Genomic DNA, 15,893 nt, shown 5'->3' with positions numbered 1-15,893 from the left:
CAGTCGGTCTGTCGGGGAGTAAGTCATGGGGCTGCTCTAGATAAGTGGCGAAAAACTCGTCAGAGTTGTAACTAGGAATGTCCTATTGTGAGGTAGGAAGCCTACTCCATAATCTTCGATTTGGTGTAGGAGGATGTCACTTGTCTAATCCTTTGGCAGCAGGAGTAGGACAGGGATCACCTCAAGTCCTACTCTTGATCGTCATTGGTCATTGGTCATTCGTCATTAGTCCTTTGTAAGGGTTTGCGGCTTGTTTACAAAGCTTAGTACGGTGCTGTTTTCTTTTTGCCTTCTACCTTGTCCTATGTTCCCTTTCCGATTTCCTCTAACGGTTTGGTAAGATAGCTTTCGCCAAAGTTTCGCCATTTCAACATGATCGCCTTGCCAATCCCGATTTATCTACTTGCGGCGTCAGACATCGGTCCTCTGTTGGGCAATGTTTGGCTGGATGTTGCCGTACTGATTGTGATGTTCGTGCTGTCGGGGATGTTTTCGGGTTCAGAGACGGCAATCACGGCATTAGATAATCTGAAACTGAGGGCGCTGATTAAAGACCAAGGTGATCCGAGTGGTATATTTCGCCTGGTTTTAGAGAAGCGATCGCGCTTTATTACAACGCTGCTGGTGGGCAATAATTTAATCAATAATTTTTCGGCAATTCTCACCAGTAATCTGTTTGCCTTGTGGCTGGGAAATGCAGGGTTAGGAATTGCGACTGCGGTTGTCACGTTTGTTGTCTTGATTTTTGGCGAAATTACGCCTAAATCCTTGGCAATTAATAATGTCTTGCCTGTTTTTCAGACTGTGGTTCGCCCGATCTATTGGCTCTCGCGATTTTTATCCTTTTTTGGCATTATTTATTTTTTGGAAACTATTGCCCAGGCAGCGATTCGCTTTTTTCAGGGGGGGATTGTCCAAGAGGGGGAATCGGTACGGGATCTGAAGTTAATGATTGAGGTGTTAGGGGGGAAAGGTATTCTGGATTTGGATAAGCATCAACTGTTGAGTAAAGCGTTGATGTTAGATAATTTAAGCGCTCGCGATGTGGTGAAACCCCGGATTGAAATGCGGACAATTTCCCACGAGGAAACCTTGCAAAATTTAGTGAATCTTTGTTTAGAAACTGGATATTCTCGGATTCCGGTTCAGGAAGAATCCAAAGATGAAATTGTCGGCATTGTTCACTTGAAGAAAGCGCTGCAGTATTTAAGAGTCGCCCCAGCCGAAGAAGGGGATATTTCCGTGACGGCGGCGATGGACCCACCGATTTATGTCCCAGAAACGAATCGAGTGGCGAATTTACTTAAGGATATGTTACGACAGCGTTTTCATATTGCCATCATTGTGGATGAATACGGCGGTACGGTGGGATTGGTGACGTTAGAAGACATTTTAGAGGAACTGGTGGGTGAAATCTATGATGAGAGCGATCGCCTGGTTCCGAATCGTTCTAGAAGCTGAATTGTCCTTTGTCCTTGGTCATTCGTAAAGGTTTGAGGACTATTTACGGATGGACGCGATCGCCAATGCTACTATTCAAACAAATCCTGTCTTTATAAACAAACTAAAATGGTAATCAATATCCTAAGCTGTAGAATTCATTCCAGACAATGTAGGGGCGGGTTTAGGGATTCAATGAGTAGACAAACCTTAAACTGAACAACGAAACCCGCCCTGATCCTAACCTAGCATACAGTCGATTAACCTCAAAAAAATCCGATTACATCGGGGGTTGATTTGGAATTGAGGTTATCGGTTGGTTTACATACTGGGGAAGGGCGGGTTTTGTAGAAAGGTTATTGGTTTGTCGGTTAATTTTGTCCCTAAACCCGCCCCTACAGAGTCCTTTCCATTAGATGAAATGGTTCGGATTTGGGTTATTGCTTCTCGTCTACCATCTCATCTAACATCTTTTGAACGATAGCGATTATTTGCCTCACTTCTTCCGCTTCGGGGAATTGGAAATGCTGCAATATTTCCATGGATTGTTTTTTTCTGCCCACTATCAACGACTCAAGCAATTTTACTGTTCTTCCCATGCCCATTCCCATGCCCATTCCCATACCTAGAACATTACCAATACTTTTATAGAAAAACGGGATTCTCCATCAACAAAGGTAGCATGACCTGTCAGATGCAAGACATCAAAGTACCCCTATTTGTTCAGCGACGGTGATAGTACCGCCAACAATCCCGACAATCGCGCCAATGGTGGCAATTGTACCTTCTTTATCCGGTTCGTCAGCCGTCTCCCAATGCCCTTCTAATTCCGGATGGGCGAATAAGGCTTCCGTTGCGGCGATCGCGTCTTGTCCTTGAATTTCAAATTGGATATCTGCCATTGATTCAGGTAGCAACTCTTACACTAAACTATAGCAGGGATGAGGGCGGGTTTTGTTGTGCATTCCTAAACCCGCCCCTACATCGCACGGCTTTAAATAAGCTGTTCGGCATTTAACTCTGTAATGCCAATAATGGCTCTCATTCTTGTAGTGCGAGCATCTTGCTCGCTACTAATACCCAATTTAAACAGAACTTACACAGGTACATTATATCTGGTGGCAATGGTGTGTTACGCTACGCTAAAATGGTGCGTTACGCTGCGCTAACGCACCCTACGGATAGAGGCTTCGCGTCAGACAAAATTAGGGGCTTTGTCACCAAGCCCCTACGGTTAAACGGCTGTTTCTTCTGACAACTGAACCTCTGGTTTCGGCAAATCTTGTGCGGGAATTGTTTCTACCCGTTGGGTTAAAAATGCCGCAATCACCATAAACACACCGCCAATCACTACCGCTAAGAGGCGATTATTATCCAGAAAGTTATCCATTACCCAACCAAATCCCAGGGATACGGCAATCTGAGGTAGGACAATAAAGAAGTTAAAAATGCCCATGAAAATGCCCGTGCGCTTGGGGGGTAAACCACCAATTAACATTGAATAGGGCAGGGTCAAAATACTTGCCCAGGCAATCCCCACTCCCACCATCGATAGGAATAGTAAATATTGATTGTCAATCACCATCAATGACATGAACCCTGCACCCCCGCAGAGGAGACAAAAACTATGGGTGATTTGACGATTGGTGATTTGTGCCATTCTCGGTAATAATAGCGAGACGACAAAACAAACTGCATTATAGAAGGCAATGCAAATTCCTGCCCATTCAATCCCATCGTTATAAAGTAATGATTGCTGGTTCGTCGCGCCAAAAATATTCCAGGCGACGGCGGGGGGAAAGTATAGGAAGAAACAGAACATTCCTAACCAGGTAAAACACTGCACCCACGCTAATTGTTTCATCACTGGCGGTATCTCTTGCAGCGCGATCCAGGCTTCGCGAATACTGTTGATTAAACCGCCTTTTTTCTCTTGCTGTTTCTCAAAGGCTTCTAGATTTTTCGGGGGATATTCTTCGGTGGAAAGAACCGTCCACAATACCGTACCAAAGAAAAAGGCAGCCCCAATATAAAAGGAGAGTTCCACGGTTAAGGGAATTGCCCCTTCATGTCCACCCAGGGAGGGAATATGAAAGACGTTATTTAAAATCCAGGGTAATGCTGACGCACTCACCGCGCCTAAGCCAATAAACAGACTCTGCATGGCAAATCCCATCGTTCGTTGGGTTCTCGGCACTAAATCCCCGACAAACGCCCGAAACGGTTCCATGCTAATGTTGACTGAGGTATCTAGAATCCAGAGTAATCCGGCTGCCATCCACAATGCCGATGAATGAGGCATGAGAATCAGCGCCAGTGTACTTAAAATAGCCCCAATCAAAAAATACGGTCGTCGCCTACCCAGAGGTCCCCAGGTATTATCGCTCATATTGCCAATAATCGGCTGCACGATTAACCCTGTCAGGGGAGCGGCTAACCAGAGAATGGGAATTTGATGGGCATTAGCACCCAGATACTCGAAAATGGCGCTCATATTTGCCATCTGGAGTCCCCAGCCAAATTGAATGCCGAAGAATCCAACGCTCATATTCCAGAGCTGCCAAAAATTTAACGGTTGTTTTTTCATCACAAATCAGTTGTCTGACGACAATCGGCGATCGCTCATCATCATCTGTTCAGGTGAATCCTCCTGTATAGCCCGATCGCCGTTGATCATTACCGACTTTCTACAGGAACCTCCAATGATGAGGGTAATTTCTTCACTAGCCGATACTTATCCGTTTCCCGCAGGCGCTGACTCAAAAATCGACAAATCTCTAATACAATATGAGGACGTTGAGTAATCAAACTGATAAAACGGCTTTTCTCTAACTTGAGCAACGTACAATCCTTCACTGCGATCGCACCGTCCCAGTGCGGCGCATTATCAAATAGTGTCACCTCCCCGAAGTGTTGACCTGCTGATAAGTATTTCAGATCACATTGCACTTCGTCCATATCCTTGACCAAACGGACACTCCCTTCGCCAATAATATAGAAGTGGTTGCCCCAACTCCCTTCAGTATAAATGGTTTCACCCGCCAGAACATGCTCTTGTTCTAGGGCTTGGTCGATCAGAAGCAGTTCATCGAGGGATAAATTTTTGAACAGAGCAACATTTTTGAGTAAGAGTAGACGACTCATAAAGAAATCCTTGAGTGACGGCTGCTGATCAAGGGGCTGGAAAATTTGCTGGACTACGGCTTTAACTAAAGGGTCTGGATCTTTCATTAAAGCAGAAGGCACTCCCGCTAAGGCAATCAACGCGCCAATCTTAATCCAGCGATCGCGCGATTCTAGGGCTTCTAACAGTAGCTGATATCCCTTGGTTCGCATCCATTGAGAATTAACCCGAATCCGAGTTCCAGGTTGATCATCACTAATCAATTGTTCCAAAACGGGCATCAGGGGAAGCACAAAGCGGCGATGACTCAACGACGCCAAGGTTTCAATCGCATTGGCTAAATCCCGCGAATCCGTGGAATAGAGCAGCCGTTGCACCACATTAACAGTACGGGAATGACCCAGACAGGAGAGAATATAGAGAACCCGTTGAATCAGCCGTTGATGATAATCCGCGATCGCAATGGCTAGAGGTTGCCAACTGGGATTATTTGGGGGAATCTGTTGTTGCCATTGACGGCTGTGTGTTACCTGCTGAAAATCTGGACTGAGATACTCGAACAGGATATCACTTGCCTGTTTCGTCCGCACTTGACCAATGGCTGCAATTGCCGCATCTACAATATCCGGATTAGACGAGGATAAACTATCTTGGGCTAACGCCAACCCCTGTTCCCCATACGTCGCCAGCGCCACCGCTGCACAACGACGCACTTGCGGGTGAGGATCGCCCAAACCAATTGCTACATAGCGCAACATCCCTTTACAGCGGGTAATTCCCAATAAATTAAACGCCGCCGCCCGTACCAACGGATCAGGGTGTTCTAATTCCAAGACAGCCAATTCCGCCAATTCCCAATCCCCCGGATGTGCCAAGGTTGCCAAGGTTTCTAATCCCTCCCGTTTCACCTCTGGGGTAGCATGGGTGAGAATCTGCTTCAGGGGGGGAATTAATTCCGGATTACCACTACAAGACACCACCCGCACAATTGCCTGTCCCGTGATACTATCTAAATCCGATTGCCATAACTGTTCGCAGGTGGTTTTAATTTGGGGATTACTAATCACCCCCATTTGAGTCGCCGCAACTGAGGCTAAGAGGCTGACTTCCTGACTAATATCCCCCAAGCGAGAGCGGAGTTGTTCCTGTTCCAAGGGCTGCTGATTGGCAATTAACACCTCTAACGCCGTGGCTCGCACCTGGGGGTTTGGGGCGTCTAACAGCCGTTCAAAGTGATGAATTGTCTCTAAATCGGGTTTATGACTAAACAGTTTGACAATCCCGCGTCGGATACCCGGATCGGTTTCCGGTAAAAGTTGCTGTACATCGGCGAAAAATTGACTCGGTTGTCCCAAACCCGCTGCTAATTCTAGTCCTTTAATTTGCGTGTACTGTTCATCACTGTGGAGCAAGTCGTGAATCATTGGACTGGATTGGGGCGGTAATTGCATCAATCCTTCACCAATTTCATCCAGATTCACCGCATCGGAGCGTAACATGACTTCTAAACATTGGACATAGCTATTGCCTAAAAAGAAGCGCACCACCAGCAATAGCCCGGTTAAACTAATGCCAATCCAAATAATCTGCTCTAGGGTGAGAAAGGATTGAACAATCCATAACAGTCCCCCAGCCAACGTCAATCCCGTGGCATAAAATAAGCCATCACTGAGCGATCGCACTCGTCCCATGAATTCCGGAGGGACGGCATTATAGTTTAATTGATGGACGGGTAAGTTAATCCCTTTATACAATCCATCACTATTGACATTGGTCGCGATCGCGGCTTTTAAATTAAAGTTAAACGCAAGTCCCAGTAAACTGGCTAATGTTGTCACCGGATAAACCAAATTCATCCGCCCTACGCCTAATCGTTGCAACAGAGGGCGAGTGAAACAGTAGAGGATCACCATCTGTAGGATACTATTCGCCACTCTCAGCAATCCCAGAAAACTGGTTAATTCTCGGTCATTGGTGAAGGTTTGGGCATAAATGCTTAAATATTCAAACTCTGACGTAATATAGATGATCACTAACAGAAAGCTACTACTTGCCAAAAATAGGATAATTGGGTAGCGCTTGACTAAATCCGGAAACGTCCGTAACGCTTCAACTAGGTTCACCGGGGTTTGACTGCGATTTGTCTCGATGCGCCGTTGAGAGCGTTCCAGATAAATCAGTTGCGCGATCGCCACCGCACAGACAAACGGTAAACTCAGCAGCATATCTTCCGTCGTGAAAAACTGGGACAGCAAACTGGTCAAACCGCCGCCCAACAGGATACCCACCGCCTGAGCCATCCCCATAAATGGCGCATAACGCTTGTACTCCAACGCCGTGAAATAATCCATCAATAGGTTGGGCAATAAGATATTGTTATACAGATCCCATTGGAAAAAAATCGCGATAAAGATAAGATAATAGACCCATAATGTATCCAAAGTGATCAACAGTCGCATGCCCAGCGCCATAGCGATGGCAAAGACCAACATATAGCGGAAAAGCTGGGGACGACTAAAACGGTCAACCACTTGGGAAAACACCGCATAAGCGGGCATGGAGACTAACCCAATCAGCACATAAAAGAGCGGTAGATTCTCTGATCCCGCATTACTCAGAAACAGGGAATTGGCGATCGTCATCGCCAAGATGTTATAGGTGAGAATCGTCACCCCGATAAATAATAAATGAGCTAATCGTTGTATTTTCCAGATCGAAAGACCACAACGTTGCTCAATCAGTTGACTTAGCATGGGCGTTCGGGTTAAAAATGTTTTATCGTCCGGTTAAGTCTGGTTAGAGGTAATTGCTTTGGGTGGCAGGTATATTTACACAACGTAACATAGTTGGGTGAGAATGCGATCGCGCCACGGCTCAAACCCATTTGTCATTGATTTCAATACACATCATTAGGGCGCTGATAAAACTCTTTGTGCAACGGCATCACTAATACCTTATCCACCCGATTGCCATCCATATCCATCACTTCAAACCGTAATCCTCCCCATTCAAAATATTCAGCGGCTGTGGGGATGCGACCTAAATGAGTAATCACAAAACCGCCTAAGGTATGATAGTTTCCCCGTTGCTCTCCCGGTAACTCGTCAATGCCAAATAGTTTGCGGAACTCTTCAATCGATAACATGCCATCAACTAACCAGGAACCATCCTCCCGCTGTACCGCCTGCAATTCATCGGCATCATCAACGGAGGGAATTTCACCAATAATGGCTTCTAAGATATCATTGAGGGTGACTAATCCTTGGATCACCCCATACTCATCCACCACCAATGCCAAATGGGGTCCTGATTGCTTGAATAACTCCAATACCTTCAGCGCCCTAGTGCTTCCAGGGACAAATAACGGCTGTCGCAAGCAACAGGTCAGATCCAGGGGATGACCCGCCAGACAATGGGCAAGTAAGGTATTGACTTGCACAACACCCAGTACATTGTCAACCCCTCCTTGACAAACCGGAAAACGAGTATGGGAACTATTCATCATCTTATGGCGATTCATTTCCGAGGAATCGTCTAAATTGAGCCAGACAATATCGGGACGAGGCGTCATCAAGCTACTCACCCGGCGATCGCCTAATCGGAATACTCGCTGCACCATGTCTTGTTCGACTTGCTCAAAGGTTCCGGCTTCGGTGCCTTGCTGCATTAAAATCTTGATTTCTTCTTCTGTCACCGTTGGTTCTTGAGAGGGGGCGATGTCCAACAGGTGCAGTACCGTTTCCGTGGAATAGCTGAGTAAATGAACCGCCGGGGCGGTGAGTTTTGATAAGCATTTCATCGGTGTCGCTACCCCTGTGGCAATTAATTCTGGGTTGCTGAGTGCCAAGCGTTTAGGTACCAGTTCCCCGATCACCAAGGATAGATAGGTAATGGTTACTACGACAACAAATAAGGCGATCGCATCGGCGCGGGCACCCAAGAGGGGAATCTCCTTTAACTGAGTGGCAAGTTGTTCAGCGATTGTCGCCCCGCCAAAGGCACCGGCGAGGATACCAATTAGGGTAATGCCAATCTGAACCGTAGAGAGGAACTGATTCGGGGAATGGGTTAACTCCAAAGCCGTGCGAGCTTTAGAATTGCCTTGATTGGCTAACTGTTGCAGGCGCACCTTGCGAGCAGCGACAATCGCCATCTCTGACATAGCAAAGATACCATTGAGTCCGATGAGCAAGAGGATAAAGACAATTTCGCGAGAGACAGAGGACATGGGTGTAATGGCTGGGAATGAGAGAGAATGTATTTCTCAGGTTCTAGTATCAAGCATGACTTGAGTTCTGGCTTTTGACTGTAGAGATGGACTCAACCCGCCCTGAACTCCCCCAGGGTGAGCAAGGCTTCTACAATAAGATAAGTCGATGGATGACGGCTTGGGTTGTCTATTTCCAATAACGTGCGGTGAATCATGGCATTCTCTTCTATTATTCGGACTCTGGAACAATCGCCCCTGACGGGTGAACTCCTTGCTAAACTGAATCGTCAGTCGTCTTTGCACCTAAATGGGATTGCCCGTCTCCCCAAGGGATTGGTCTCATCGGCTATTGCCAAAGCCTCGGGGCGTAATCTTTTGGTTGTTTGCGCCACGTTGGAAGAAGCCAGTCGCTGGGCGGCGCAATTGGAGGCGATGGATTGGCAAACGGTTCATTTCTATCCCACCTCGGAAGCGTCACCCTACGAACCCTTTGACCCTGAATCGGAAATGACGTGGGGACAAATGCAGGTGTTGGCGGATTTGGTGGGTCATTCGTCAACGTCTGATTCAGGGGAGTCTGGAGAGAATTACTCGGTAACGGTGAACGGATTAGCCATTGTTGCTACCCACGCCGCACTTCAACCCCATCTACCGCCAGTCAAAGCCTTTGCGCCCTATTGTCTGACGATTAACCAAGGGATGACAGCGGATATTAAAGACATCGATACCCAATTAGCCCGCTTGGGGTATGAACGAGTCCCCCTGGTGGAAATGGAGGGTCAATGGAGTCGGCGCGGTGATATTGTGGATGTTTTTCCGGTTGCGGCGGAATTACCCGTGCGTTTGGAATGGTTTGGGGATGAATTGGAACAACTGCGGGAATTTGACCCCGGTAGCCAACGCTCCCTGGATAAAATTGGGCAACTGGTACTCACCCCAACTGATTTCAGCCCCATTATTACTGATGCCCTCAGTGATACCCAAGTCCAACAGGTGCAAATCCATCTAGAGGAAGAGGAACAAGCACTTTGGCAAGCAGGGGGACATCTGGAAGGGAGTCGTCGCTTCTTGGGGATGGCGTTTGATCACCCTGCGTCTTTATTGGATTATTTGCCCGATAATACAGTTATTGCTATTGATGAACCCGAACAATGTCGCGCTCATGGCGATCGCTGGGTAGACCATGCTCAAGATCATTTAGATACCTTAGCCCATCCCCTTCCCCCTCTGCATCGTCAATATGCTGAATTATTCAACACGCAAACCGCAGTCAGGGCGGGTTTTGATGAAACGTTATCATCAACAACGACACAAAAATCCCTAAACCCGCCCCTACACACCCAAACCTTACTCTATTTATCAGAATTAGCAGAAGCCACCAATGAGACGGCGGTGAATTTAGCCAGCCGCCCGATTCCCGCCACGCCACACCAATTTGCCAAACTTGCAGAAATTGTCCGCAGTGAACGCGATCGCAAGTTTTCGGTTTGGCTGGTTTCGGCTCAACCGAGTCGTTCGGTGTCTCTGTTACAGGAACATGATTGTCCGGCTCAATTTGTTCCCAATCCCCGTGATTATCCAGCGATTGATAAACTGCAACGTCAGAAAACACCTGTGGCGGTGAAATATTCCGGATTAGCGGAACTCGAAGGCTTTATCCTGCCCACGTTTCGCTTGGTTGTGATTAGCGATCGCGAGTTTTTTGGACAGCATACCCTTGCCACTCCCAGTTATGTACGCAAACGACGCCGTGCGGCATCCAAACAGGTTGACCCGAATAAGTTAACCCCCGGCGATTATGTGGTGCATAAAAACCATGGCATTGGTAAATTTGTCAAACTCGAAAGCCTCTCTCTGAATCATCAAACTCGTGAATATTTAGTCTTAAAATACGCCGATGGCTTATTACGAGTCGCCGCTGATCAGGTTGGCGTATTATCACGCTATCGCAGCGCCGATAGTCGTGCGCCACAACTGAATAAAATGTCCAGCAAAGCCTGGGAAAAGACCAAAAATCGGGTTCGCAAAACGATTAAAAAACTGGCGGTTGATTTACTCAAACTCTATGCCCAACGTAGTCAACGATCCGGTTATGCCTTTCCGGAAGATTCATCCTGGCAAGAGGAATTAGAGGAATCCTTCCCCTACCAACCCACGCCAGACCAACTCAAAACCGTGCAAGACGTGAAGCGAGATTTAGAGAGTGATCGCCCGATGGATCGCTTGGTTTGTGGGGATGTGGGCTTTGGCAAAACTGAGGTAGCTTTGCGGGCAATTTTTAAAGTGATTACCTCCGGAAAACAAGTCGCCTTCCTCGCCCCAACCACAATTCTCACCCAACAACATTACCACACGTTAAAAGAACGCTTTGCCCCCTATCCGATTCATGTGGGATTACTCAACCGGTTTCGTACCGCCCAGGAACGGAAAGAAATTCAGCGCCGCCTCAGCACCGGGGAATTAGATGTCGTTGTTGGCACCCATCAACTCCTAGGCAAAAGCGTCAACTTCCGTGAATTAGGCATGTTAGTCGTCGATGAAGAACAGCGCTTTGGCGTGAACCAAAAGGAGAAAATTAAAACCCTAAAAACCCAAGTTGATGTCCTCACCTTAACCGCCACACCGATTCCCCGTACCTTATATATGTCCCTCTCTGGTGTGCGGGAAATGAGTTTAATTACCACTCCCCCTCCCTCTCGGCGTCCGATTAAAACCCATTTAGCCCCCTATAATCCCGAAGCGGTTCGCACGGCAATTCGCACGGAATTAGACCGGGGTGGACAGGTATTTTACGTGGTTCCCCGAATCGAGGGAATTGAAGCGGTAGCCACAAAATTGCGGGAAACAATACCGGGGGCGAGACTGGCAATTGCCCATGGACAAATGCCAGAAGGGGAATTAGAAGCCACTATGCTTACCTTTAGTAACGGGGAAGCGGATATCCTGGTTTGTACCACAATTATTGAATCTGGGTTAGATATTCCCCGTGTGAATACCATCCTCATCGAAGACGCCCAGCGCTTTGGGTTAGCCCAACTCTACCAACTGCGGGGGCGAGTCGGGCGTTCTGGCGTGCAGGCACACGCTTGGTTATTCTATCCCAAACAAGAAACCCTATCCGACGCCGCCCGCAAGCGCTTACGGGCGATTCAGGAGTTTACTCAGTTAGGTTCTGGGTATCAACTGGCGACGCGGGATATGGAAATCCGAGGCGTGGGAAATCTCCTCGGGGCGGAACAATCGGGACAAATGGATGTGATTGGCTTTGATTTATATATGGAAATGCTACAAGAAGCCATTCGCGAGATTCAGGGACAAGAAATTCCCCAAGTGGATGATACCCAAATTGACTTAAATCTTACCGCCTTTATCCCGGCGGATTATATTCCCGATTTAGATCAAAAGATGAGTGCCTATCGGACAATAGCAGCGGCAAATTCCCAGTCCGAATTAGTCCAAATTGCCGCCGATTGGCATGACCGCTACGGTCCTTTACCTACACCCGTTGAACAATTATTGCGGATTGTGGAACTCAAGCAGGTAGCAAAATCCCTGGGATTTAGTCGGATTAAACCCGAAGGGAAACAACACATCGCCCTAGAAACGCCAATGGAGGAACCCGCCTGGAAGCTATTACAAGAAAACCTCCCCGAACATTTGCGATCGCGCTTTGTCTATTCTCCTGGTAAAGTAACAGTACGGGGATTAGGAGTTCTCAAAGCCAATAAACAGTTAGAGAATTTAATCGACTGGTTAAGCAAGATGCAAGGAGCATTACCCGAAGCGGTATAAATGTTGAATGTGTAGGGGCGGGTTTAGGAAATCACGTTTCGCTATTGATGATAACGTTTGTACAAAACCCGCCCTGACCATAAGACAAATGACGAATGACATAAGACAAATGACGAATGACCAATATAATCGCTATTATTAATGGAAAGGGAGGTGTTGGCAAAACCACAACCTCAGTCAACTTAGCCGCCGTACTTGCGGAAAAAAAACAGGTTTTATTAGTGGATAGTGATCCCCAAGGTTCAGCCAGTTGGTGGGTAGAACGAAGTGAGGGAGAAATCGGGTTTGATGTCGCCCAAGAAACCAATCCTCAACTCTTAAGTCGTCTAAAAACCCTGAAAGACTACGCAATAGCCGTTGTGGATACACCCCCCGCCCTGCGTTCAGACGCCTTGACTGCTGTAGTCGCGATCGCAGATTATATTATTTTACCCACACCTCCCGCACCGATGGACTTAGCGGTTTTAATGGAAACAGTACGACGGGCGATCGCACCAGTAGGAACCGCCCATCGGGTATTGTTAACTCGGGTAGACTCTCGCAGTCGCCGGGAAGCGTTAGAGGCGCAAACCACACTCCGGGAACTCGGTGTTCCCGCATTCCGAACCTTTATTCGGACGTACAAAGCCCACGAACGCGCTGCATTGCAGGGGATACCGATTACTCAATTGGGCGGAGAAAATGCCCGTGAAGCCCAAGCCGATTATCGCCGGGTGGCGGATGAACTACACCATCATTGGGGGTGCTAATGACCAAAAAAAAGTTAACGGATTTACTACGGGAAGAGGTGGAAAAATCCCCATCTTCCAATCAGCAACCTATTGAAGATACTAACGAACCGAATACAGAAACAGAGGACGAATCAACCATGGCAACTCGCCGGAGAACCAGTACCAGTAAATCTTCAACTCCCACCAAAGCTGACCTTGAAGCCACGGTTGCGGAATTGAGACAGGCACTTGAAGAAGCCCAAAAACAAGAAACCACTGTGGTTAATTTAAAAGATAGTTTAGCCCAAGCCGAGCAACGAGAACAGCGGTTAAAGGAACAAGTTACGGATTTAGAAACCCAATTGCATCAGCAGCAAGAAACCGTTGAAAACTTACAAAGTGAGTTGAAGAAACTCGACCATTTAAAGAGTGAATTTGAGGACGCCAAAAAAGCGGCTGTTCAACTCGCCCAAGCCAATGAGAAATTGATGCAAGAAGCGGAGAGTCTTAAACAAGAGAATGAATCGCTTAAAGCCACTCAAAAGCGACCGATAGAACCCACGCCACCCGTTGAAACCAAACGTCCTCCCGCTAGATCTCCCGCCCGCCCTCTCGGACGACCGATTCAAAAGGATAGCGAAAAGCCGGCTGATTTTGCCAATAAGACGTGGTTACTGTGATGGTTTGGTAGTAAGGGAACTTTAGCCTGTCCTTCTTAAAGACCGACTATATTTCTAAGTTTAGTCCATTTTAATGGACTTAAGCTATAAGCCAAGAACTTGAGTTCTTGGTGGGTGTTGAGACTTATTGACAAAGGTGAAAACTATCAGTTTCAACGGGGTCAGGGCGGGTTTTGTTGCTCAGTTGTCGGCTGCTTAAGTCGCGTTACTCCCTAAACCCGCCCCTACAGTACCTCAACCTGTCCCTAACAAAGAACCTTTAACAACTTGCAAAATCCGTTCGGCGGCGTAACCATCCCCAAAGGGATTAACGGCGGTAGCCATCACCTGATACGCCTGAGAATCTCCGAGTAATTCACTGGCGACGGCGACAATTTGACTCGGATTCGTTCCCACCAACTTCGCGGTTCCCGCTTCTATCGCCTCTGGGCGTTCCGTGGTTTCCCGCAACACTAACACAGGTTTACCCAAACTCGGCGCTTCCTCCTGCAATCCCCCCGAATCCGTCAGCAACAGATAACACCGTGCGATCGCGCCCACTAATTCGCCATAATCTAAAGGTTCGGTCAAAAAGACTCGCGGATGTTTGCCTAATACTTGTTTCAGGGGTTCTCTAACCGTAGGATTTCGGTGTAACGGTAACAATAACGCCGTATCCGGAAACTGATCCAACAGTTGAATAAACGCTTGGGCGATATCTGCTAACGGTTTACCCCAATTTTCTCGCCGATGAACCGTGGCTAACAACACCCGATACTTGTCCCACTCTAACCCCGGAACCGGACATTCAGGTTCCTGCTTGGCTACCGTGAGTAACGCATCAATTACCGTATTTCCGGTTTGATGAATCTCGCCCACAATCCCCGACGTTTTCAGATTTTCCACCGCCTTCGCTGTCGGCGCAAAATTCAGTTGGGTTAACTGAGAAATTAACCGCCGATTCGCTTCTTCCGGATAAGGATTCAACAAATCATCGGTTCGTAACCCGGCTTCCACATGACCCACAGGAATTTTTTGATAAAATGCCGCCAACGTCGCCGCGAATGCGGTTGTTGTATCCCCTTGTACAATCACCAACTGTGGCTTAATCTCAGCAAATAAAGCCTCCAATCCCCGCAAACTGCGACAGGTAATATCGGTCAGCGTTTGCTTAGCTTGCATAATTTCCAAGTCGCGGTCAGGCTGAAGCTGAAATAGCTGCATCACTTGATCCACCATTTCCCGATGTTGACCCGTCAAAATCACCTGAGTCTTGAACAGATCACAGGCTTGAAATTGTTGGATCACGGGTGCAAGTTTAATCGCCTCTGGGCGAGTACCTAACGTAATACAGATTGTTGGTTCATTGTTCATGGGTCAGGGAACAGGGAACAGGGAACAGGGTAAGTTTAAGGATGCCACCAAATCTGATAAGCGGTCTCTAGAACTCTCCAGAGTGTACCATCATCACGTTCAGCCGTTCGACCCAATAGTCCCACTCGCCAGCGTTGAGGTAGGGCGTCTTTCCCATGTAACGCTCCCACCGCCGCTCCGACAATGGCGGCAATGGTATCATTATCCTCGGTATCATTAACAGCTCGCACAATTGCCGCTTCCGGATTAAGTCCTAAGATCATACCTTCAATCCGATTCCAGTTCATTGCTGGCGGTAAAGAAATCGGTTCCTGCTCAAATAAACGTCCCCAATTTAAGTCAATCTTCTTCGCTCTAAACAGCCAATGCAAAAGTTGAGTATTGTTGTTGAAATTGTGAGGATACTGTGTCATTCATCATACATCCTATTGTCGGGTTGTAGGGGCGGGTTTAGGGACAAAGGTAACTCGTCTAGTGATAACTTAACAACGAAACCCGCCCTGATTATCGTCAAGAACTTGTCCGGATAATAACCAAACCACAAAACCCGCCCTGATTATCATCAAGAACTTGTCCGGATAATA

Annotated in this window: 11 protein-coding genes; 5 read left to right on the top strand and 6 right to left on the bottom strand. The window is 47.4% G+C overall.

Going from position 1 to position 15,893, the window contains the following annotated elements:
* The first annotated feature begins 372 nt into the window (after nucleotides 1-372).
* Entirely contained in the window at nucleotides 373-1,461 is a 1,089-nt protein-coding gene (locus RIE73_RS08880) for a hemolysin family protein (RefSeq protein WP_446400850.1), read from the top strand.
* A gap of 452 nt (nucleotides 1,462-1,913) precedes the next feature.
* On the top strand, nucleotides 1,914-2,069 hold the full coding sequence (locus RIE73_RS08875) for a hypothetical protein (RefSeq protein ID WP_446400849.1): 156 nt from the start codon (nucleotides 1,914-1,916) through the stop codon (nucleotides 2,067-2,069).
* Nucleotides 2,070-2,144: 75 nt separating this feature from the next.
* Here the strand turns inward: RIE73_RS08875 and RIE73_RS08870 are convergent, their stop codons facing one another.
* From RIE73_RS08870 to RIE73_RS08855, 4 genes are all read right to left on the bottom strand, one after another.
* Nucleotides 2,145-2,342: a hypothetical protein gene (locus RIE73_RS08870; protein WP_446400848.1), complete on the bottom strand. Its 198-nt coding sequence runs from the start codon at nucleotides 2,340-2,342 to the stop codon at nucleotides 2,145-2,147.
* A 332-nt stretch (nucleotides 2,343-2,674) separates the two neighbouring features.
* Nucleotides 2,675-4,027, bottom strand: coding sequence for an MFS transporter (locus RIE73_RS08865; RefSeq protein ID WP_446400851.1), 1,353 nt, complete (start codon nucleotides 4,025-4,027; stop codon nucleotides 2,675-2,677).
* Between the two features lie 89 nt (nucleotides 4,028-4,116).
* Nucleotides 4,117-7,317 (bottom strand): HEAT repeat domain-containing protein, encoded by a 3,201-nt coding sequence (locus tag RIE73_RS08860; protein ID WP_446400847.1) that lies wholly within the window; start codon nucleotides 7,315-7,317, stop codon nucleotides 4,117-4,119.
* 143 nt (nucleotides 7,318-7,460) lie between these two features.
* A complete protein-coding gene (locus tag RIE73_RS08855) occupies nucleotides 7,461-8,792 on the bottom strand; it encodes a hemolysin family protein (RefSeq protein ID WP_446400846.1) in 1,332 nt (443 codons plus the stop codon).
* A gap of 195 nt (nucleotides 8,793-8,987) precedes the next feature.
* On the opposite strand from RIE73_RS08855, the gene mfd reads away from it, so the two are divergent.
* The 3 genes from mfd to RIE73_RS08840 all read left to right on the top strand — a co-directional run bounded on the left by mfd (nucleotide 8,988) and on the right by RIE73_RS08840 (nucleotide 13,956).
* Entirely contained in the window at nucleotides 8,988-12,566 is a 3,579-nt protein-coding gene (gene mfd / locus RIE73_RS08850) for a transcription-repair coupling factor (protein WP_446400845.1), read from the top strand.
* Between the two features lie 116 nt (nucleotides 12,567-12,682).
* On the top strand, nucleotides 12,683-13,315 hold the full coding sequence (locus tag RIE73_RS08845) for an AAA family ATPase (protein WP_446400844.1): 633 nt from the start codon (nucleotides 12,683-12,685) through the stop codon (nucleotides 13,313-13,315).
* Nucleotides 13,315-13,956 carry a hypothetical protein gene (locus RIE73_RS08840; RefSeq protein ID WP_446400843.1) on the top strand — a complete coding sequence of 214 codons (642 nt, stop codon included), beginning with the start codon at nucleotides 13,315-13,317 and terminating at the stop codon, nucleotides 13,954-13,956. Before RIE73_RS08845 ends, RIE73_RS08840 begins: the two co-directional genes overlap by 1 nt.
* 234 nt (nucleotides 13,957-14,190) lie before the next feature.
* On the opposite strand, the gene wecB is transcribed toward RIE73_RS08840, so the two are convergent.
* Together wecB and RIE73_RS08830 are read right to left on the bottom strand one after the other, a co-directional pair.
* Entirely contained in the window at nucleotides 14,191-15,309 is a 1,119-nt protein-coding gene (wecB, locus tag RIE73_RS08835; RefSeq protein ID WP_446400842.1) for a non-hydrolyzing UDP-N-acetylglucosamine 2-epimerase, read from the bottom strand.
* A gap of 35 nt (nucleotides 15,310-15,344) precedes the next feature.
* Complete coding sequence (locus RIE73_RS08830; RefSeq protein WP_446400841.1) at nucleotides 15,345-15,722, bottom strand: ADP-ribosylglycohydrolase family protein; 378 nt, start codon at nucleotides 15,720-15,722, stop codon at nucleotides 15,345-15,347.
* Between the last annotated feature and the right edge of the window lie 171 nt (nucleotides 15,723-15,893).

It is taken from the genome of Coleofasciculus sp. C1-SOL-03, from assembly GCF_040220555.1.
In the GTDB taxonomy this organism is placed as follows: Bacteria; Cyanobacteriota; Cyanobacteriia; order Cyanobacteriales; family Coleofasciculaceae; genus Coleofasciculus.
The sequence above is the reverse complement of the archived record's forward strand: the minus strand, read 5'-3'. Positions and strand labels throughout refer to the sequence as shown.

Coding starts and splice junctions, on each gene's coding strand:
- RIE73_RS08880 (WP_446400850.1), top strand. CDS start 373: ATGATCGCCTTGCCAATCCCGATTTATCTACTTGCGGCGTCAGACATC.
- RIE73_RS08860 (WP_446400847.1), bottom strand. CDS start 7,317: ATGCTAAGTCAACTGATTGAGCAACGTTGTGGTCTTTCGATCTGGAAA.
- wecB (WP_446400842.1), bottom strand. CDS start 15,309: ATGAACAATGAACCAACAATCTGTATTACGTTAGGTACTCGCCCAGAG.
- RIE73_RS08870 (WP_446400848.1), bottom strand. CDS start 2,342: ATGGCAGATATCCAATTTGAAATTCAAGGACAAGACGCGATCGCCGCA.
- RIE73_RS08855 (WP_446400846.1), bottom strand. CDS start 8,792: ATGTCCTCTGTCTCTCGCGAAATTGTCTTTATCCTCTTGCTCATCGGA.
- RIE73_RS08845 (WP_446400844.1), top strand. CDS start 12,683: ATGACCAATATAATCGCTATTATTAATGGAAAGGGAGGTGTTGGCAAA.
- mfd (WP_446400845.1), top strand. CDS start 8,988: ATGGCATTCTCTTCTATTATTCGGACTCTGGAACAATCGCCCCTGACG.
- RIE73_RS08840 (WP_446400843.1), top strand. CDS start 13,315: ATGACCAAAAAAAAGTTAACGGATTTACTACGGGAAGAGGTGGAAAAA.
- RIE73_RS08865 (WP_446400851.1), bottom strand. CDS start 4,027: ATGAAAAAACAACCGTTAAATTTTTGGCAGCTCTGGAATATGAGCGTT.
- RIE73_RS08830 (WP_446400841.1), bottom strand. CDS start 15,722: ATGACACAGTATCCTCACAATTTCAACAACAATACTCAACTTTTGCAT.